This window comes from Rhodococcus sp. NPDC006774 (genome assembly GCF_040636045.1).
Classification (GTDB): Bacteria; Actinomycetota; Actinomycetes; order Mycobacteriales; family Mycobacteriaceae; genus Rhodococcoides.
On the sequence record NZ_JBEYIW010000018.1, the window covers coordinates 40,575 to 58,130 of the forward strand.

The following is a 17,556-nucleotide window of genomic DNA, read 5'->3' on the forward strand; positions in this document are numbered from 1 at the left end:
TGAGACGTTACGCCGCGCACGTCGAGGCGACCGAAGCGAGAACACTCCGATCGTCCTGGGTGATCGGCAACTCGTACTGCGCAGCGACCGAGAGGTACTTGCCCGCGTAGAAGCAGTGGTAGGCCGCGTTCGGCGGCAACCATTGCGAGGGTGTCTTGTCGCTCTTGCTCTGATTGTCTGCTCCGTTGACCGCGAGCAGATTGAACGCCACGTCGTTGGCGAACCGAACGCGTTTGTCGGGCGACCACATGTTCGCGCCCATATCCCACGCAGCGGACAGCGGGTAGACGTGATCGATCTGAATCTTTCCGGCGTCGGACTTGGTGAACTGCATCGGCTCACCGGAGTACGGGTCTGCGAGCGAACCCGACAGCACGACGCAGTCGCGGGTGCCCGCCCGGAACTCGACCCCGGTCATCGACAGCGCCAGGACGTTGTCGCGGGTACCGCAACCGTCGTGGCCGCCCGGCCCGTCGTAGTCGTCCGTCCATGCCGGGCCGAACACACACCCTTCGCCGCTCTTGCACCCGCGCTCGTAGCCGAGAGCATCGGGTCGGTCGGCGACCACACGAACCTGGGCAAGCAACTGCTCGATCTGGGTGCGAGTGGGGCTACCGGGAGCCGGTTCGGCGGGGGAGAAGCCGGGGACGACGGGCCGGTCGCACGAGCCGAACACAGCCATCACGGCCGCGGCGATCGCCAGCAGTACCGCCACCCACAGCTTTCTCACGCACGCCCCATCGTCGATCTTGTTGTTCGGTCATCGGTCCTCGCGACAGCAGTGTGCCGGAAGGTCCCGACAGTTCTCCGCCGACACGAGTCCGGCATCAGCGAACCTCGACGACGACCTTGCCGAGCACGTGCCCGTCCTCGACGAGGGCGAGAGCCTCACCCGCACGTTCGAGCGGGAACACATGGTCGATTCGCGGACGAATGACGCCCGACGCGGTCAGGTCCGCCAGCCGCGCAAATGCCGCGGTGGTGCGGTCGCGATCGACTCCGGAACCGCCCCACTGCGCTGCGAGCACCGGGTCTGCGACGCTGACGATCGGCACCCCCGCGGTCACTGCGGTCGCGGCGGCGCGCAAGCTGTCGCCTCCGACGAGATCGATGATGCCGTTCACCGGTCGTGACATCGAGTCGACGAAATCGGGGCCGGAGGCGAGAAATTCTGCGTCGAGGCTCTCGATCCACTCCCGCTTGCCAGCGCTCGCGACCGCGAGAACGTCGATACCGTCGGCTCGCGCGAGTTGCAGAACGGTCGAACCCACGCCGCCACCCGCGCCCAGCACCAGGATGGAATCACCCGCGCCGACGGCGAGTCGGCGCAGCGCGTCGTACGCGGTTCCGGCAGCCACCGGCAGCGTGGCCGCGGCTGCCCACGAGACGGCTTCCGGCTTGTGGGCACTGCTCGACGCGTTGAGCACGGTGTACTGCGCATAGCCTCCGTATCCCGACGCGGTGGCTCCGAACACGTGGTCGCCCACCGCGAAGTCGGCCACATCGCCGCTGACCGACACGATCGTGCCCGATACTTCCCGACCCAGAACCGCGGGCAAGGTGATCTGCACGGTGTCCTTGCGGTTGCCCGCCCGCACCTTCCAATCCGCGGGATTGACCCCGGCGGCGTGGACCGCGACGAGAATCTGCCCCGGTCCCGGCTCGGGGACAGGGAGGTCGAGAAGGTATTCGGTGTCGGGTCCGCCGTATTCACTGAAGCCGTACGCGATCATGTACATACTGTGCCTCACCCAGCGACCCGCTCGGGAGCGCCTCACCTGAAGTGTGTCGGTGCTTGCTGATTGGATGGACCGATGCTGCACGGTCTCTGGTCTCCCGGTGCCGGGCTGATGCTGTGGGACGACGAGATCACCACCGGCGACGAACCCGATCTGCCGCCGACCCACGCGCACGTGCTCACCAGAACGTTCCGGCACCGTGCCGCGGTGTCGTTTCCGTCATCCGGACGCACCTCCACCGCGCAGGCCCCGGTACAGGTTCCGGCCATCGCACTCGCCCCGCACGACGGTGCCGACCTGCTGTTGCGGACGCCGTCCGACCACCCGTCGATCTCCGGTGACCTCCGCTACCTGGCGCACGTCGCCCGCGGAATCGAACGCTGGGTCCGCGGCGGTCGCGTCGTTCCGGCCCTGAAGTTGATGGACGGGCAGTGGTGGCCGCGGTGGCGTCTGGTCGGGGGCGAACGTCAACGTGCCTGGCTCAGCGAACTCGCCGTCGCGATGCCCTCGGTGCAGCGTGCGGGTGAGCGGCCCAAGAAGATCCTCGACGACATGGTGGAGGAGCTCACCGATCCGATCGTCAGATCGGTTCTGGGCAGACCCGACTCGGAGCATCCGCTGTTGTCGGCTCTGATTCGCGACGACCCGTATGCCGATGGCACCCAACAGATGTCGACGTTGCTCGAGAACTGGCGTGGAAGCCTCACCGTCGACGAGCCGTCCCTGGTGCTCCGCCTGCTCGAACCCGATGACGATGACGCCGTCGACAGTTCCTCCGAGGACGCAGTGGAGTCCTACTGGACGCTGCAGGTGTGTCTGCGAGCCGATGGCGAAGCGCCGCGACCGGTTCCGATGAGCCGCAAGGTCGATGCCACTCTGCTCTCCATCGCCGTGCGCAAGCTCGGCGACGCCGTGGCGGCGTACCCGAGACTGCGCGATCTGCCGTCTCAGGAAGGCACCCTCGATCTGTTGCTTCCGACGTCGGTGGTCATCGACCTCGTCGAACACGGTGCGACGGCACTGCAGGCCACCGGGACGACGGTTCTGTTGCCTCGGGCCTGGACGAGGCTGGATCCGTCGATGAGGCTGCGCGTCGAGTCACCGGCGGTGACGAAAGCGGCAGCCGATCGGGCGGTCGGCATGGACGAACTGGTGTCCTACGACTGGCAGCTCCAACTCGGCGACATGGTGCTCACCGAGGCGGAGATGAACAGGCTCGCCGTCTCGAAGGGCGATCTCGTACGGCTCCGCGGTCAGTGGGTGTTGGCCGACGGCGGTCAGCTCGCGCGGGCTGCCAAGTACGTCGCCGAGCATCACGGTGACGGGACTGCGCTGAGCACGCTGATGCGCGAGATGACTCTGGCCGATCCACCGCCGGCTCCGGTCCAGGACATTCGTGCCTCGGGATGGGCGGCCACGTTGCTCGAGCCCGGTGTGGTGCCGGAGACGATCCCCGTACCGGCCGGTGTGAACGCGACTCTGCGGCCGTATCAGCAGCGTGGGCTCGATTGGCTCGCGTTCATGAGTCGGCTCGGTCTCGGGGCGGTACTCGCCGACGACATGGGGCTGGGCAAGACGCTGCAGGTGCTGACACTGCTCGCGCACGAGAAGAGTTCGACGCCGACGCTGCTGGTGGCACCGATGTCGGTGGTCGGCAACTGGCAGCGTGAGGCGGCGAAATTCACTCCGGCACTGCGAGTTCTGGTGCATCACGGTCCGACGCGACTACGCGACGAGGAGCTCGACCGGGCGATCGCCGAGCACGATCTGATCGTCACCACGTACGCGCTGATGGCCAAGGATCGCGCGCAGCTGGCGGAGCAGACGTGGCGTCGTGTGGTCCTCGACGAGGCGCAACACATCAAGAACTCGGGGACCGTGCAGGCCAAGGCGGCGCTCGCGATCCCCGCGGATCACAAGCTGGCGCTCACCGGAACGCCGGTCGAGAATCGTCTCGACGAGCTGAGGTCCATTCTCGACTTCGCCAATCCGGGAATGCTCGGTAGGCCGTCGGACTTTCGAAAGCGATTCTCGGTTCCGATCGAGCGAGAGAACGACGAGAGCGCAGTCTCGCGTCTGCGCGCCATCACCTCGCCGTTCATTCTGCGTCGCGTCAAGACCGATCCGACGGTCATCTCGGATCTGCCCGAGAAGAACGAGATGACCGTGCGCGCCAACCTGACGGCCGAGCAGGCTGCGCTGTACAAGGCCGTCGTCGACGAGATGATGGCGCAGATCGCCGACGCGAAGGGTATGAAGCGCAAGGGTGCGGTGCTGTCCGCGCTCACTCGTCTCAAACAGGTGTGCAATCACCCCGCTCATTTCCTGTCCGACGGCTCGCCGGTGCTCAAGAGGGGGCAGCATCGTTCCGGCAAGATCGGTCTGGTGGAGGACATGCTCGACTCGATTCTGGGTGACAACGAGAAAGCGTTGTTGTTCACGCAGTTCCGGGAGTTCGGTGAGCTCGTGGCACCCTACTTCGCCGAACGATTCGGCACCGAGGTGCCGTTCCTGCACGGCGGCGTGAGCAAGACCAAGCGCGACGAGATGGTGGAGAAGTTCCAGACCGACGACGGTCCGCCGATCATGATGCTCTCGCTCAAGGCCGGCGGCACCGGGTTGAATCTCACGGCCGCCAATCATGTCGTTCATCTGGATCGATGGTGGAATCCGGCGGTGGAGAATCAGGCGACGGACCGGGCCTTTCGCATCGGGCAGCGCAAGAACGTCGAGGTGCGCAAACTGCTGTGCGTCGGCACCGTGGAGGAACGGATCGACTCGATGCTCGTCTCCAAGCAAGACCTGGCGAATCTGGCGGTGGGCACCGGCGAGAACTGGGTGACCGAGATGGACACCGCGGAGCTGCAGGAACTGTTCCGCCTCAGCGAGGATGCGGTGGGGGAGTGATGGTCGACTTCTCGCAGTACGGCAAGCGGCGAAAAGCCAAGGGCGGCATCGAGTCCAGAAACAAGCGCGGCGCGTTCGGGCAGACGTGGTGGGGCAGGCATTTCGTGGCGGCCATGGAAGACCTCGCGGATCCGGGTCGGATTGCTCGGGGCAGAACGTATGCGCGCCAAGGGCAGGTGCTCACTCTCGGTGTCGAGCGCGGGCAGATATACGGCGAGGTGCAGGGCAGTCAGCTCGAGCCGTTCTCGGCCTCGGTCACCGTCGACCCGCTCACGCAGGGTGAAGTAGCCGCGCTGGTCGGCAGGGTGCGATCGAACCCCGGCATGCTGGCCGAGCTGGCTTCCAATGCCATTCCGCAGGCACTGGCGTCGGTGTTGCTGCCGCACGACAAGGGGCAGCTCGATTTCGACTGCACATGCCCCGACGACGGGTGGCCCTGCAAACACGCGGCGGCTCTGATGTACATCGCCGCCGAGCACATCGACGCGTCCGCCGCGACCATCCTGACGTTGCGTGGAGTCGATCTCGATCAACTGATCGAAGGTGTCGGTGACGGGGACGACGAGTTCGACCCCGATGACTGGTTCGCCGATCGCGCGTCTTTCCCCGAACTTCCCCAGGTGTCGTTCGCCCCCGCGGTGGACGATCTCGATCCGTTGATCCTGCGCCGAATCTTCCGCGCCGACGGCTCGACCGAGGCCGAGGTCAGTCGCGCCGGCGCCGATCTGAGGCAGTTCTACGACCGGATGTGACCACTCCTGGACTTACATGGACATCCGACTATAGGATGGGCGTACTTCACTTCCACGCTCGAGGACGGACACTCCCATGGCTCGCGAACTCACTCACTTCATCGGCGGCAAGCACGTCGCAGGCACCTCCGGAAACTTCGGGGACGTCTTCGACCCCAACACCGGCGAGGTTCAGGCCCGTGTGCCGCTGGCCGACGTATCCGAGGTCGAGGCCGTCATCGCCGATGCCGAACAGGCCCAACGTGAATGGGCCAAGTGGAACCCGCAGCGTCGGGCCCGCGTCCTGATGAAGTTCCTGGCGCTCGTCACCCGCGACACCGAGGAACTGGCCCGCTTGCTCTCGTCCGAGCACGGCAAGACGATCGCCGACGCCAAGGGCGACATCCAGCGTGGCGTCGAGGTCGTGGAGTTCGCCGTCGGCGTCCCGCATCTGCTCAAAGGTGAGTACACCGAAGGCGCAGGAGGCGGAATCGACGTCTACTCGATGCGTCAGCCGCTCGGCGTCGTAGCAGGAATCACCCCGTTCAACTTCCCCGCGATGATTCCCCTGTGGAAGGCCGGCCCGGCCATCGCCTGCGGAAACGCGTTCATCCTCAAGCCCTCCGAGCGTGACCCGTCCGTCCCGCTCAAGCTCGCCGAGCTCTTCCTCGAAGCGGGACTGCCGCCGGGTGTGTTCAACGTCGTCAACGGCGGCAAGGATGCTGTCGACGTGCTCCTCACCGACGACCGCGTCAAGGCGATCGGCTTCGTGGGCTCGACTCCCATCGCGCAGTACATCTACGAGACCGCAGCGCAGCACGGCAAGCGCGCGCAGTGCTTCGGTGGAGCCAAGAACCATGCCCTGGTGATGCCCGACGCCGATCTCGACGAGGTTGCGGACGCTCTTCTCGGTGCCGCCTACGGTTCGGCAGGCGAGCGCTGCATGGCCATCTCCGTCGCGGTACCGGTCGGTGAGGAGACCGCCGACGCCCTCGTTGCCAAACTGACCGAGCGAGTGGCGAAGCTGAAGATCGGCCGCAGCGACGACGAGGACGCGGACTTCGGACCGCTCGTGGGCAGCGATGCTTTGAAGCGAGTCAACGATTACACCCAGATCGGTGTGGACGAGGGGGCCGAACTCGTCGTCGACGGACGCGGATTCAGCCTCGAAGGCCACGAGGGTGGATTCTTCGCCGGCGCAACGTTGTTCGACAAGGTGACCACCGACATGCGCATCTACAAGGAAGAAATCTTCGGACCGGTCCTGATCGTCGTGCGCGCGAAGGACTACGAGGACGCGCTGCGCCTGCCCACCGAACACGAATACGGCAACGGCGTCTCCATCTTCACCCGTGACGGTGATACCGCCCGCGACTTCTGCTCCCGCGTCCAGGTGGGCATGGTCGGCGTCAACGTGCCGATTCCGGTCCCGATCGCGTACCACACGTTCGGTGGTTGGAAGCGTTCGGGATTCGGCGATCTGAACCAGCACGGACCCGATTCGATCCGCTTCTACACCAAGACCAAGACCGTCACGCAGCGCTGGCCGTCGGGCACCAAAGAGGCGGCAGCACAGAATCACTTCGTCATTCCGAACATGGACTGATCCGGCGATGTTCACCTTGAACGAGGACGAGCGCGCGATCAACGACACCGCTCGCGAATTCGCCGATGAGTTCCTGGCACCTAATGCCATCGAATGGGACCAGCAGAAGCACTTCCCGGTCGACGTGCTGCGCAAGGCGGCGGGACTGGGAATGGGCGGCATCTACATTCGCGAGGATGTGGGTGGATCGGGACTGACCAGAGTCGACTCGGTGCGGATCTTCGAGCAACTGGCCACCGGTGACCCGTCCATCGCGGCATACATCTCCATCCACAACATGGTCGCCTGGATGATCGACACCTACGGAAACGACGAGCAACGGCAGCGTTGGCTCCCGGGCCTGTGCGCGATGGATCAGCTGGGGAGCTACTGCCTCACCGAGCCCGGCGCGGGATCCGATGCCGCGATGCTCGGCACCAAGGCAGTGCGCGACGGCGACGAATACGTGTTGAACGGCGTCAAGCAATTCATTTCCGGCGCAGGCACATCCGAGGTCTACGTGGTGATGGCGCGCACCGGCGCGTCGGGTCCGCGTGGCATCTCGGCGTTCATCGTGCCGAAGGACTCCGCGGGACTCTCCTTCGGGGCCAACGAGAAGAAGATGGGGTGGAACGCTCAGCCCACTCGTCAGGTCGTTCTCGAAGGAGTCCGCATTCCGGCCGAGAACATGCTCGGCAGCGAGGGCGACGGGTTCCGTATCGCGATGAACGGACTCAACGGCGGACGCATCAACATCGCCGCGTGTTCGGTCGGCGGAGCGCAGTCCGCTCTCGACAAGGCCGTTGCCTACCTCGCCGAACGCAAGGCGTTCGGGGCACGGTTGCTCGATGCGCAGGCGCTTCAGTTCCGACTGGCCGATTTCAAGACCGAACTCGAGGCCGCCCGCACACTGCTGTGGCGGGCCGCGGACGCGTTGCAGAACGACGCTCCCGACAAGGTCGAAATGTGCGCTATGGCAAAGCGTTTCGGAACCGATACCGGATTCGAGGTCGCCAACGGAGCGCTGCAACTGCTGGGCGGGTACGGGTACCTCAGTGAATACGGTGTCGAGAAGATCGTTCGCGACCTTCGGGTGCACCAGATTCTCGAAGGCACCAACGAGATCATGCGGGTGGTCGTGGCTCGATCGATCGTGGGTGCCGCATGAGCGACGTGATCCTCGAGGTCTCCGGTGGTATCGGTCGGATCACCCTGAACCGCCCCAAAGCCATCAATGCGCTCGATCATGCGATGGTTCGCGAGATCGCACCGGCGTTGGCGCAGTGGGCAACCGACGACGCTGTCGACGTCGTGCTGCTGACCGGGGCCGGTGAGCGCGGACTGTGTGCCGGTGGCGACATCGTCTCGATCTACCACGACGCGAAAGACGGCGGCAACGGTAGCAAGGACTTCTGGCGCGAGGAGTACATCCTCAACGCCGCGATCGCTCGGTTCCCCAAGCCGTTCGTTGCCATCATGGACGGCATCGTCATGGGCGGAGGCGTCGGGCTCTCGGCACATGCCAACACTCGCATCGTCACCGAGCGATCGAAGATTGCGATGCCCGAGGTCGGAATCGGTTTCGTTCCGGATGTGGGCGGCACGTACCTACTTTCGCGTGCACCGGGCGAGATCGGCACCCACTTCGCGCTCACCACGGCGCGAATGAATGCCGCCGACGCGATCGCGGTCGGCTTCGCCGATCACTACATCCCGTCCGACAAGCTGGACGACTTCTACTCGGCACTCGAGAGCGTCAGTGTCGGCGAGGCCGTCGCGACATGCAGTGAGCCGGCACCGGAGTCCACCGTTGCCGAACAGCAGGGATGGATCGACGAGTGCTACGCCGGCGACGACGTCCAGGGCATCGTCGACGCTCTGGCCGCCAGCACGGTGCCGGAGGCGCAGAAGTCTGCAGAGGACATCGCGTCCAAATCGCCTGTGTCGCTGGCCGTGACACTGAGGTCGCTGCGTCGGGCAGCGACGCTGCCGACGCTCGAGGCAGTGCTCGACGAGGAGTACCGCGTGTCGGTCGCGTCGTTGTCCAGCCACGATCTCGTCGAAGGAATCCGAGCACAGGTGGTCGAGAAGGACCGCAACCCGCAATGGCAACCGCGTACGTTGGCAGACGTCACGCCCGAGGACGTCGACCGGTACTTCGCGCCTCTCGGGGACGCGGAACTGGGCCTGTCGAAAGCACACACAGAAGGTGAGCAGTCATGAGCGAGAAGACGATCGGCTTCATCGGCCTCGGCCACATGGGTGGACCGATGGCCGCCAATCTGGCTGCGGCTGGCTACACCGTGCAGGGCTTCGATCTGGTGCCTGCCGCGCTCGAGCAGGCCACGAAGGACGGCGTCACCGTGGTGGAGTCGGCTGTGGCCGCCGTTGCCGATGCCGACATCGTCATCACGATGCTGCCCAACGGCAGACTGGTACTCGGGTTGTACGCGGACCTACTGCCTGCCGCCGCACCGGGCACATTGTTCATCGACTCCTCGACCATCGACGTGGCCGACGCGCACACCGCGCACAAGCTGGTGCACGAGGCAGGCCACCGCAGTCTGGACGCGCCGGTCTCCGGTGGTGTCGGGGGAGCGGCCGCGGGAACGTTGACCTTCATGGTCGGTGGTTCCGAAGAGGATTTTGCCTCTGCGGAAGCAGTTCTCGACGTCATGGGGCGCAAGGTGGTGCACTGCGGCGCAGCGGGCAACGGCCAGGCCGCCAAGATCTGCAACAACATGATCCTCGGGGTGTCGATGATCGCCATCAGCGAGGCGTTCGTGTTGGGGGAGAAGCTCGGTCTGAGCAATCAGGCGTTGTTCGATGTGGCGTCGACTGCGTCCGGTCAGTGCTGGGCACTGACGACCAATTGCCCGGTACCCGGACCGGTCCCGACGAGCCCCGCCAACAACGAGTACAAGCCGGGCTTCGCGGCGGCGCTCATGGACAAGGACCTGGGTCTGGCTGCCAATGCACTGCGCGACAACGGTGTCGAGGGTGTCCTCGGCCTACGGGCAGCCGAGTTGTACGCTCGGTTCAAGGAAACATCCGGGGGCGGCACCGATGTCGACTTCTCCGGCATCATCAACGACATCCGCGAGCGCTCGAACGGAGCAGGCCTGTGAGTGACTACGAGACAATTCTGCTCGAACGTCGGGGACGCGTCGGCATCATCACGCTCAACCGGCCCAAGGCATTGAACGCGCTCAATTCTCAACTGATGCGCGAGGTCGTCTCGGTGGTCGAAGAACTCGACGCGGACTCCGGCATCGGCGCGATCCTGATCACCGGTTCCGAGCGGGCCTTCGCTGCTGGGGCCGACATCAAGGAGATGCAGCCCAAGTCCTACATGGACGTGTACCTCGACGATTTCTTCGCGGCCTGGGATCGACTGGCAGCGGCTCGAACACCTCTGATCGCAGCGGTCTCCGGCTACGCACTCGGCGGCGGGTGTGAACTCGCGATGCTGTGCGACGTTCTGATCGCCTCGGACACCGCGGTATTCGGACAACCCGAGATCAAACTGGGCGTCATTCCGGGAATCGGCGGGTCGCAGCGTCTGACCCGCGCGGTGGGCAAGGCCAAGGCCATGGAGATGTGTTTGACCGGGCGCAACATGAAGGTCGAGGAAGCCGAGCGGGCAGGATTGGTCTCGCGCATCGTGCCGGTCGCGGATCTCCTCGACGACGCCATCGCGACCGCCACCACCATCGCCGAGATGTCGCTACCGGTCGTCATGATGGCGAAGGAAGCAGTCAACCGATCGTTCGAGTCGAGCCTTCGCGAGGGTGTTCTGTTCGAGCGCCGCGTGTTTCACTCCACGTTCGCCACCGAGGACCAGAAGGAAGGAATGTCGGCCTTCATCGAGAAGCGGACGCCGAACTTCCAGCACCGCTAACTGCTCTTCTGGGTCGTTCCGCAGGCTCCACTCCTACCCCGACCGGTCGTTCCGCAGGCTCCACTCCTACCCCGACCGGTCGTTCCGCAGGCTCCACTCCTACCCCGACCGGTCGTTCCGCAGGCTCCACTCCCGGGTCCGCCCTACCTGTCGGGGGACAGGAGGGCGGCACCGCGGGCCGAGACCAGCTCCGGCATCGACGGCACCAGAGTCGTCAGGCCGGTCCGCAGCTCGAGTGACTGCGCAATCGAGGTGATGTTCGCGCCGCCGCCGACCACGACGATGGACTGCGGTCTGGCACCGGACAATTGGATGGTCTGCTCCACCAGCATGCCCGCGTACCGCACCGGTCCGGCGATCAGATCGTCGAAATCGCGGCGGGTCAGCACATGCCGCGCAGTACCGGATGAATTCGTGGTGCTGACAACGGAGTCGATGCTCAGTTGCTCCTTGATGGACCGGCTGGCATCGATTCCGACGCGAACGCCCTTGGACGAGAGCAGCCTGCGCACCGAGTGATCGAGATCGTCGCCGCAGAACGTCGCGGTACGCCGCGTCATGAGTGTGCGCGTGGACGCGAGATCGATGACGGTCACCGTGGTTCCGGTGCTACCGATATCGCACAACACGGTGACGCCGTGGTTGGGTACCAGCCCGATGAAACGCAGATAGCGCACTTGTGCAGCGGTTTCCGGAACGAGCGAGGCCGTGCGGGCCGTACCTCGGGTGGCGACCGTGCCGGGATCGGTGGCAACCCGATAGGCGATGGCGGAGAACTGTACCGGGAGCGACATCGTCGCGGCGATCGAGTTGATGGCGTCGACACCGGTGGCGATCGTGGTGGACAGCGACTGACCGGGAGCGCGGCGAACCGTCCGCGACACGATGGGTGTGCGGTGGGGGCTGTCCAGATACGTCAGAATTGCGCGTGCACCGTGCGCACCCGCCCCGACCCCCAACACCAGCACCCCGCCCCGCCCTTCAGCAGATCGACTCCGCCCTGTCTCCACGGTAATTGGACCACGAACGGTACGGGTGTGCCATTGTCTTGTGACGAGTCACCATCGAACTCAGAACGACGTGGTGATGTCATCACTGTCGAAATCGCCTGCATCCGAACGCAGTTCCGCCAAGATACGAACGAGCGCCATCAGCTTGTCACGCGCCAGTCCGGGGCGTGCGAACACCAGCGAGTTCAGGCGCTCGGTGGCCTCGACTGCCAACGTGCGTCCCTGCTCGGTGATTTCGACCAGCGTGGTGCGCCGATCACTCGGATGCGGGATGCGCCGAACGTATCCCACGGACTCGAGGCGGTCGACAGCGTTGGTCACGCTCGTGGGATGCACCTGCAGACGTGCACTCGCCTTCGCCATCGGCAGAGCCCCGTTCTTGGTGAAGGTCAACAACGTCAGCAATTCGTAGCGCGAAAACGTCAGTCCCGTCGGCTTCAACGCTTCCTCGACACGGGCGAGCATGATCTGCTGCGCACGCATCAACGACGTCACTGCGGCCATACCGTCGGCGGCGTCGGACCACCCGTGCTTGGTCCACTGGCGGTGTGCCTCTGCAATGGGGTCGAGGGGAAGCGGAGACGGTGCTGGCATACCGACCATCCTCCCACGGTGGCCGGTTCCGGCGTCTACCGAATCACGACGCGAGGTACTGCGAGGGATACGCGATCCGTGATCGCTGCGCGGGCCAGCGAGATCTGCTCTCGGGCTTCGGCTGTGCGGGCGGTATCGGTGTCGCCTGCGGCCAACGCGCGGTCCAGCAGGTCCAATTGGGTCAGAACGGCGTCGACGTTCTCGGAATGCTGTGCCGCACGACCGACTCGCTCGGCGAGACGTATGCCGGCCTGCACCACCATGGGGCTGCCGGTGCCGTAGATCCGTACGGCGTCGAGGGCATGGTCGATCAGTGACGGAACGCCGACGCGACGGGTGATCACCCGTACGGTGCCGTCGGAGCCGCACCGAGCGCGAGAGGGCTTGGGACGCTGGACGACCGCGACGAGTCCGACCGTGAGATCGTCGATGGCGTTGCGTGCCGTGTAGGGGTCGTTGACGCCTGTCGACAGGGCCCGTACTGCCATCTCGGTCATCTGTTCGACGGCGAAGGCGATGTCGTGTCGGGGTGTTCGACTGGTGCCGATGTCGAACGACCCTCGAACTCGTTCGATCGCGTCCGCGGAGATGTCCGTCGATCGATCGGCCAGAATGTCGGCGAGCGGTTCGCCGGCAACGACATGGTCACCGGGTACTCGGTGAATGTCGATCACGGTGTCGGTGTCGGTCGCGATGTTCAGTACGGCGCTCTCGTCGATGTCGATGATCACCCCGGACTCCTCGGCCAGCACCGTGGTGTAGACGGGCGGCTTGACGATGCCCTCCGCCGACGCCGCATCGGCGGGTTGCTCGGGCGGGTACAGCGCGTCCACGGACTCCGACAGTTCGTCTCGGACGCGGGCAGACAGAGTTGCCACCTGGATCGACTGCGCGATGTGATGAATGAAGTAGACGAGCACCCCCACGTCGACCACCGCGAGTGCGACGGCAACGTTGACGGCGATGTCCGGCACGAAGACAGATCCGTCGGATTCGATCGAGCGAATCGACCGCAGCACCATCAGTGAGTACAGGAATGTGGCGCCGAAGATGCCGAGCACCACCTGGTTGCCGCGATCGGCCATGAAGTTGCGCACCAGGCGGGGGCCGTACGAGGAACTGGCGGTGGCGAGGACCGAGATGGTGATGGAGAACGACGTCGCGGCCACACCGAGCATGGACCCGCCAATGGCGCCGAGGATGTCTCGGCTGCCACTGGCACCCACGTGATAGAGCAGCGAGCCCGTCAGATCCACCCGGGTATCGAGCAGATAGCGATCGAGACTCACCAGAGCCTGCGCGAGCACGAGTGCGACAACTCCGAGGACGGCAGGAATGAACCAGAACGATTCCCGCAGCTTCGCCATGTGTTCCTTCATGACGCACAGTCTTCCCCGGGGTATCCGAATCAACCCTCGAGGTTCGAATCACGATGATCGAAAGGGTGGATCTCGGACAGCGAACACGGCATCGTCATCGGCGATGCGGGTGTGGCCGAGTGGCTAGGCACCGGTCTGCAAAGCCGTTCACACGGGTTCGAATCCCGTCGCTCGCTCGAAGATCGGGACCGGCCGACAACGGCCGGTCCCGATCGATGTCGTGTCAGGCCAGTAGCGCGGGCTTTCGAGCCACGGTCACAGCCCAGTCCGCGTCGCCGCGCCAGGGCCGGAGATCCCACGTCGCGAATCGGTGCTCGAGGACGAAGCCGACCGCCGCCAGATCCTCGTCGAGCAGGTCGACCGTGTACTCCCGATCGGTGGCGAATCCGGTGACGAACACCCCGCCGTCGGTCAGGTGGGCCCAGATACGTTGGAGCGCTGCGCGTTCGGTACCGGGCTTCATGAAGACCAGTACGTTGCCCGCTGCCACGGCCGCGTCGAACGTCCGTCCCAGATCCAGTGTCGTCAGATCGGCGACATGCACGTCGAGTTCGGGGTGCGCTCGCGCGGCCTCGGCCAGAACCGGATCGAGATCCACTGCGGTCACACGGTGTCCGCGTCGTGCCAATTCCACACCGAGTCGGCCGGTCCCGCATCCGGCATCGAGAATGCTCGACGCGGGGGAGACCACCGCGTCGACCATCCGGGCTTCACCGTGCAGATCCACGCCGCGTTCGGCCAGGCGGTCGAATCGCTCGATGTACCGCGCGGAATCGTCTGCGGAGTTCTCTGCTTGCCAGCGTGTGGTCACCCCGCCAGGGTAGGTCAGGTCAGGGAGTCGAGGGCCGACCGGGCTTCGACGACCCGGGCGCGGGCTGCCTCGAGTGCCTCCGCCGTCGACTCCGCCTGCACGACACCGGCCTCGTGTGCTTCTCGTGCGGCCTGCGCCCTGGCTCTGGCGGCCTCCAGCTCGGCCTCGATCTGCTCTACTTCCGTTGCAGCGCTGCGCAGTTCGGACGCTTTTCGTTCGGTGTCCGCTTGGGCTGCGTCGACTTCGGTTCGCGCGGTATCGAGATCGGATTCGGCCGACTCGAGTTCGGCGAGCAGTCGGTTCCGTTCGGCTTCGTCGGTGTTCTCCCGGTCGTCCTCGACCTCAGGAGATGCCGGGTCCGACTCTTCGTCGTCATCATCATCGTCGGACGAGTTCGGAACGATCGAGAGCAGCGCAGGTCCGAAGCCGCTGTACGTTTCGGCCACCACGGTTCTGCCCGCGCGGACACGGTCGCGTATTTCGGCATCGGCCATCGCCGCGTTCAGGGTGCTGGAGATCTCGCGGGCTGCGTTGTCTCCGACGGTCGCCCCGAGGTCGCGTCCGAGCGAGACTGCTCGGTCGGTCAGGGCGCGTATCGAAGCGCTTCGGGCAGTGGACAATTCACGTAGCCGGGGGCCGTCGCCGCGCTGCTGTGCACGTTCGAGTTGCTCACCCAGATCGAACAGTTCCGCCAGGGCCGATTCGTCCCGCCGAGCGAGTGTGTTCACCAACCACGCCACGAGAGTGGGCTTGCGAAGGGCACCGATGCGGGTGGCACCGGCTTTGTCGCCGGCCTTCTTGAACCGGGTGACGTATGCGGCGCGATGCGAGACGAAATCAGCGGGAGGGAGTGAATACAGGTCGTCGACGACGGTCTCGACTCGGGGGAGATTCTCGGACATCGAAGTCCACCGTCTCGTTCGAGCAGCCACCGTCCGACAGTGACGTGCGTGAAAGATGTGTGCCCCCGGCAGGATTCGAACCTGCGGCCTTTCGCTCCGGAGGCGAACGCTCTATCCCCTGAGCTACGGGGGCGCACCGGACGAACCGGTGTGCCTGTTGGGCTGTACGAAAGACTAGCGCATCCGCTGCCCGAGTCGAAATCACCCCTCGGGCAGCGGCTGCGCACCCTTCTCGGCGAGCATCTGCTTCATCAGCGTCGACTCGCTGGTCTGGGTGGCAACCATGGACTTCGCCAGATTGATCACCGCCGGTGACTGCGCGTGAATCTGCGCGTACTCCATCATCGCCAGGCCGCCCTCGTGGTGGCGCAGCATGAGCTGTAGGAACATCACGTCGACGTCCGAGCCGGTGGCCTGGCGAAGAGCGGCGAGTTCAGCGGAACTGGCCATGCCCGGCATGGCCCTGGTCGGATCCGAGGATCCGGGATCCATGGACATCCCGCCCATCGAGTGACCGTGAGAGTCGTCCTCGGTCATCCAGGTCATGTAGCCGTCGGTCGCGATCGGCGCTCGGTCCCACAGGGCCAACCAGCCCTGCATCTGTCCCACCTGGTTCTGCTGCGAGGTGAGCATGTCGAACGCCAAATTCTTGACGGCCTGATCGGAGGCGTTGGTCAACGCCACCGCGGCCATCTCGATGGCTTGGTTGTGGTGCACGGTCATGTCCTGAGAGAAACCGACATCGACCGAGTCCGAGGCGGGTGCACTGTCGTCGCCGCCCAACGGACTCTGCACCAGAAAGCCCAGGGCGAAGCCGATCGCCAGGACGGCGATCAGCGCCAGCGCCACCAGCGCTGTGCGCTGACTCGGCTTGGCCGCGGACGTGGTGACTCCCGCGTTCTCGGTCGGTGTCGGTTCGGTCATCAGTTGGTGGGGATCTGGAGATCGCTGGGCAGCTGCGCCCCGCCGGCTCCGCCGGTCTCGCTGGCGTCGGGAGTGATTCCGGCACCGTCCATCGGCACCGCATCGGCACCGGGCGCGGATGCATCGAACAGCGGCGGGTTGTCCGGGTCGAAGCCGTCGCTACCGTCGCCGGTGCTGGACGGGACCGATGCGCAGCTGGCACCGACCTCCGGGTAGGCGAAGCGGTTCAGGCGCAGTGCAGAGACGAACTGGCCGATGCGTTCGTCGTCCACGCTGTCCAACTTGAGCTGGTGGCCCCAGGACTGCAGCGAGACCGGGGAATCGAGGCCGGGGTACGGCGACATCATCATCTGCGTTTCACCGTCGACACGATCGGCCAGCGACTGGACCTGGTCCGCGTTCAGATCGTCGGGGTTGTAGGTGACCCAAACGGCGCCGTGCTCGAGGGAGTGCACCGCATTCTCGGTACGAATGGCCTCGGGATAGACGATTCCCGTGCAGGTGGCCCAGACGGCATCGTGCGGTCCACCGAACGGCGGAGACTGGTCGTAGGCGACCCGCTGCGTGCGCCCGACGTGCAGAGCCGCGGGGTACTCCTGCACGGTCACGCCCTCGATGCCGGTCGACGGATCCTGGTTGGCCTCGCTGGGCGCGAACTTCTGCGCCTCGGCTCGGTCCTGGTACTTCGGATACAGATTGATCCCGAGGCCCGCAACGAGACCGACAACCACAACGACACCGGCAACCGTCAGCCAGGGAATCTGCCTGCCCGTGGCGGTGGGTACGCCGCCCTTCTTCTTACGAGCTGACTTCTTGTTGGCTGCATTGATGGCTTTGTCTGCCTTCGCAGCCGACTTGTTCTGACTGCCTTTGTCGGGACCCGTTGGCATCGCTGTAGTTGCTCTCTCAGTCGAGGAAAGGTGGTGGTCGGTCGCGCTGGTGATGCGTATCTGCTGGTGACGGCATCATTGGATGAGCGTCGACACAGAGCGCCCTCACTGTACGTTCTCTGCCTGAGAGCGTGTTCAGAGCCTGCGCGGACCGCGTCGGCCGAGGCTGCTCGCGGGCAGACG

The 17,556-nt window shown here is 65.2% G+C and carries 16 protein-coding genes and 2 tRNA genes; 8 read left to right on the forward strand and 10 right to left on the reverse strand.

Translation table 11 applies throughout. The features are described 5' to 3' along the window. Nucleotides 1-7 precede the first annotated feature (7 nt). Together ABZ677_RS21965 and ABZ677_RS21970 are read right to left on the reverse strand one after the other, a co-directional pair. Entirely contained in the window at nucleotides 8-682 is a 675-nt protein-coding gene (locus ABZ677_RS21965; protein ID WP_082323766.1) for an HNH endonuclease family protein, read from the reverse strand. A gap of 145 nt (nucleotides 683-827) precedes the next feature. Then, nucleotides 828-1,733: an NADP-dependent oxidoreductase gene (locus ABZ677_RS21970; protein WP_358373233.1), complete on the reverse strand. Its 906-nt coding sequence runs from the start codon at nucleotides 1,731-1,733 to the stop codon at nucleotides 828-830. An 81-nt stretch (nucleotides 1,734-1,814) separates the two neighbouring features. On the opposite strand from ABZ677_RS21970, the gene ABZ677_RS21975 reads away from it, so the two are divergent. From ABZ677_RS21975 to ABZ677_RS22005, 7 genes are all read left to right on the forward strand, one after another. Further along, complete coding sequence (locus ABZ677_RS21975) at nucleotides 1,815-4,646, forward strand: DEAD/DEAH box helicase (protein WP_358373236.1); 2,832 nt, start codon at nucleotides 1,815-1,817, stop codon at nucleotides 4,644-4,646. Then, nucleotides 4,646-5,398, forward strand: coding sequence for an SWIM zinc finger family protein (locus tag ABZ677_RS21980; protein ID WP_037193406.1), 753 nt, complete (start codon nucleotides 4,646-4,648; stop codon nucleotides 5,396-5,398). Before ABZ677_RS21975 ends, ABZ677_RS21980 begins: the two co-directional genes overlap by 1 nt. Nucleotides 5,399-5,474: 76 nt before the next feature. Next, nucleotides 5,475-6,983 carry a CoA-acylating methylmalonate-semialdehyde dehydrogenase gene (locus tag ABZ677_RS21985; RefSeq protein ID WP_037193405.1) on the forward strand — a complete coding sequence of 503 codons (1,509 nt, stop codon included), beginning with the start codon at nucleotides 5,475-5,477 and terminating at the stop codon, nucleotides 6,981-6,983. A gap of 7 nt (nucleotides 6,984-6,990) precedes the next feature. After that, nucleotides 6,991-8,130: an isobutyryl-CoA dehydrogenase gene (locus ABZ677_RS21990; RefSeq protein ID WP_094633232.1), complete on the forward strand. Its 1,140-nt coding sequence runs from the start codon at nucleotides 6,991-6,993 to the stop codon at nucleotides 8,128-8,130. Beyond that, nucleotides 8,127-9,185: an enoyl-CoA hydratase/isomerase family protein gene (locus ABZ677_RS21995; protein WP_358373239.1), complete on the forward strand. Its 1,059-nt coding sequence runs from the start codon at nucleotides 8,127-8,129 to the stop codon at nucleotides 9,183-9,185. Before ABZ677_RS21990 ends, ABZ677_RS21995 begins: the two co-directional genes overlap by 4 nt. Further along, nucleotides 9,182-10,090, forward strand: a complete 909-nt coding sequence (mmsB, locus tag ABZ677_RS22000; protein ID WP_358373242.1) for a 3-hydroxyisobutyrate dehydrogenase — start codon at nucleotides 9,182-9,184, stop codon at nucleotides 10,088-10,090. The genes ABZ677_RS21995 and mmsB overlap by 4 nt, the downstream gene beginning before the upstream one ends. Next, nucleotides 10,087-10,863, forward strand: coding sequence for an enoyl-CoA hydratase (locus ABZ677_RS22005; RefSeq protein ID WP_037193401.1), 777 nt, complete (start codon nucleotides 10,087-10,089; stop codon nucleotides 10,861-10,863). Before mmsB ends, ABZ677_RS22005 begins: the two co-directional genes overlap by 4 nt. Nucleotides 10,864-11,006: 143 nt before the next feature. Here ABZ677_RS22005 and ABZ677_RS22010 read toward each other — a convergent pair whose 3' ends face one another. The 3 genes from ABZ677_RS22010 to ABZ677_RS22020 form a co-directional block, all read right to left on the reverse strand. After that, nucleotides 11,007-11,831 carry a hypothetical protein gene (locus ABZ677_RS22010; RefSeq protein WP_358373245.1) on the reverse strand — a complete coding sequence of 275 codons (825 nt, stop codon included), beginning with the start codon at nucleotides 11,829-11,831 and terminating at the stop codon, nucleotides 11,007-11,009. Between the two features lie 102 nt (nucleotides 11,832-11,933). Continuing rightward, entirely contained in the window at nucleotides 11,934-12,467 is a 534-nt protein-coding gene (locus ABZ677_RS22015) for a MarR family transcriptional regulator (protein ID WP_037193707.1), read from the reverse strand. 35 nt (nucleotides 12,468-12,502) lie between these two features. Then, on the reverse strand, nucleotides 12,503-13,846 hold the full coding sequence (locus ABZ677_RS22020; protein WP_358373248.1) for a DUF2254 domain-containing protein: 1,344 nt from the start codon (nucleotides 13,844-13,846) through the stop codon (nucleotides 12,503-12,505). A 105-nt stretch (nucleotides 13,847-13,951) separates the two neighbouring features. Between ABZ677_RS22020 and ABZ677_RS22025 the strand changes: the two genes are divergently transcribed. Continuing rightward, nucleotides 13,952-14,022: transfer RNA gene (locus tag ABZ677_RS22025), tRNA-Cys, on the forward strand. Nucleotides 14,023-14,069: 47 nt separating this feature from the next. On the opposite strand, the gene ABZ677_RS22030 is transcribed toward ABZ677_RS22025, so the two are convergent. The 5 genes from ABZ677_RS22030 to ABZ677_RS22050 form a co-directional block, all read right to left on the reverse strand. Continuing rightward, the gene (locus ABZ677_RS22030; protein WP_358373251.1) at nucleotides 14,070-14,657 is read right to left on the reverse strand and encodes a class I SAM-dependent methyltransferase; all 588 of its coding nucleotides are present in this window, start codon (nucleotides 14,655-14,657) and stop codon (nucleotides 14,070-14,072) included. Nucleotides 14,658-14,671: 14 nt separating this feature from the next. Next, entirely contained in the window at nucleotides 14,672-15,559 is an 888-nt protein-coding gene (locus ABZ677_RS22035; protein WP_358373253.1) for a hypothetical protein, read from the reverse strand. Nucleotides 15,560-15,619: 60 nt separating this feature from the next. Continuing rightward, nucleotides 15,620-15,692: transfer RNA gene (locus tag ABZ677_RS22040), tRNA-Arg, on the reverse strand. 68 nt (nucleotides 15,693-15,760) lie between these two features. Then, nucleotides 15,761-16,483, reverse strand: coding sequence for a DUF305 domain-containing protein (locus ABZ677_RS22045; protein ID WP_358373255.1), 723 nt, complete (start codon nucleotides 16,481-16,483; stop codon nucleotides 15,761-15,763). Further along, on the reverse strand, nucleotides 16,483-17,373 hold the full coding sequence (locus ABZ677_RS22050; protein ID WP_037193396.1) for a DUF3105 domain-containing protein: 891 nt from the start codon (nucleotides 17,371-17,373) through the stop codon (nucleotides 16,483-16,485). Before ABZ677_RS22050 ends, ABZ677_RS22045 begins: the two co-directional genes overlap by 1 nt. Between the last annotated feature and the right edge of the window lie 183 nt (nucleotides 17,374-17,556).

What these genes read in the sequence shown, in the direction of transcription:
- ABZ677_RS21970 (WP_358373233.1), bottom strand. Translation starts at nt 1,733, where the DNA reads ATGATCGCGTACGGCTTCAGTGAATACGGCGGACCCGACACCGAATAC.
- ABZ677_RS22035 (WP_358373253.1), bottom strand. Translation starts at nt 15,559, where the DNA reads ATGTCCGAGAATCTCCCCCGAGTCGAGACCGTCGTCGACGACCTGTAT.
- ABZ677_RS21980 (WP_037193406.1), top strand. Translation starts at nt 4,646, where the DNA reads ATGGTCGACTTCTCGCAGTACGGCAAGCGGCGAAAAGCCAAGGGCGGC.
- ABZ677_RS22015 (WP_037193707.1), bottom strand. Translation starts at nt 12,467, where the DNA reads ATGCCAGCACCGTCTCCGCTTCCCCTCGACCCCATTGCAGAGGCACAC.
- ABZ677_RS22020 (WP_358373248.1), bottom strand. Translation starts at nt 13,846, where the DNA reads ATGAAGGAACACATGGCGAAGCTGCGGGAATCGTTCTGGTTCATTCCT.
- ABZ677_RS21975 (WP_358373236.1), top strand. Translation starts at nt 1,815, where the DNA reads ATGCTGCACGGTCTCTGGTCTCCCGGTGCCGGGCTGATGCTGTGGGAC.
- ABZ677_RS21985 (WP_037193405.1), top strand. Translation starts at nt 5,475, where the DNA reads ATGGCTCGCGAACTCACTCACTTCATCGGCGGCAAGCACGTCGCAGGC.
- ABZ677_RS21990 (WP_094633232.1), top strand. Translation starts at nt 6,991, where the DNA reads ATGTTCACCTTGAACGAGGACGAGCGCGCGATCAACGACACCGCTCGC.
- ABZ677_RS22045 (WP_358373255.1), bottom strand. Translation starts at nt 16,483, where the DNA reads ATGACCGAACCGACACCGACCGAGAACGCGGGAGTCACCACGTCCGCG.
- ABZ677_RS21965 (WP_082323766.1), bottom strand. Translation starts at nt 682, where the DNA reads ATGGCTGTGTTCGGCTCGTGCGACCGGCCCGTCGTCCCCGGCTTCTCC.
- ABZ677_RS21995 (WP_358373239.1), top strand. Translation starts at nt 8,127, where the DNA reads ATGAGCGACGTGATCCTCGAGGTCTCCGGTGGTATCGGTCGGATCACC.
- ABZ677_RS22050 (WP_037193396.1), bottom strand. Translation starts at nt 17,373, where the DNA reads ATGCCAACGGGTCCCGACAAAGGCAGTCAGAACAAGTCGGCTGCGAAG.
- mmsB (WP_358373242.1), top strand. Translation starts at nt 9,182, where the DNA reads ATGAGCGAGAAGACGATCGGCTTCATCGGCCTCGGCCACATGGGTGGA.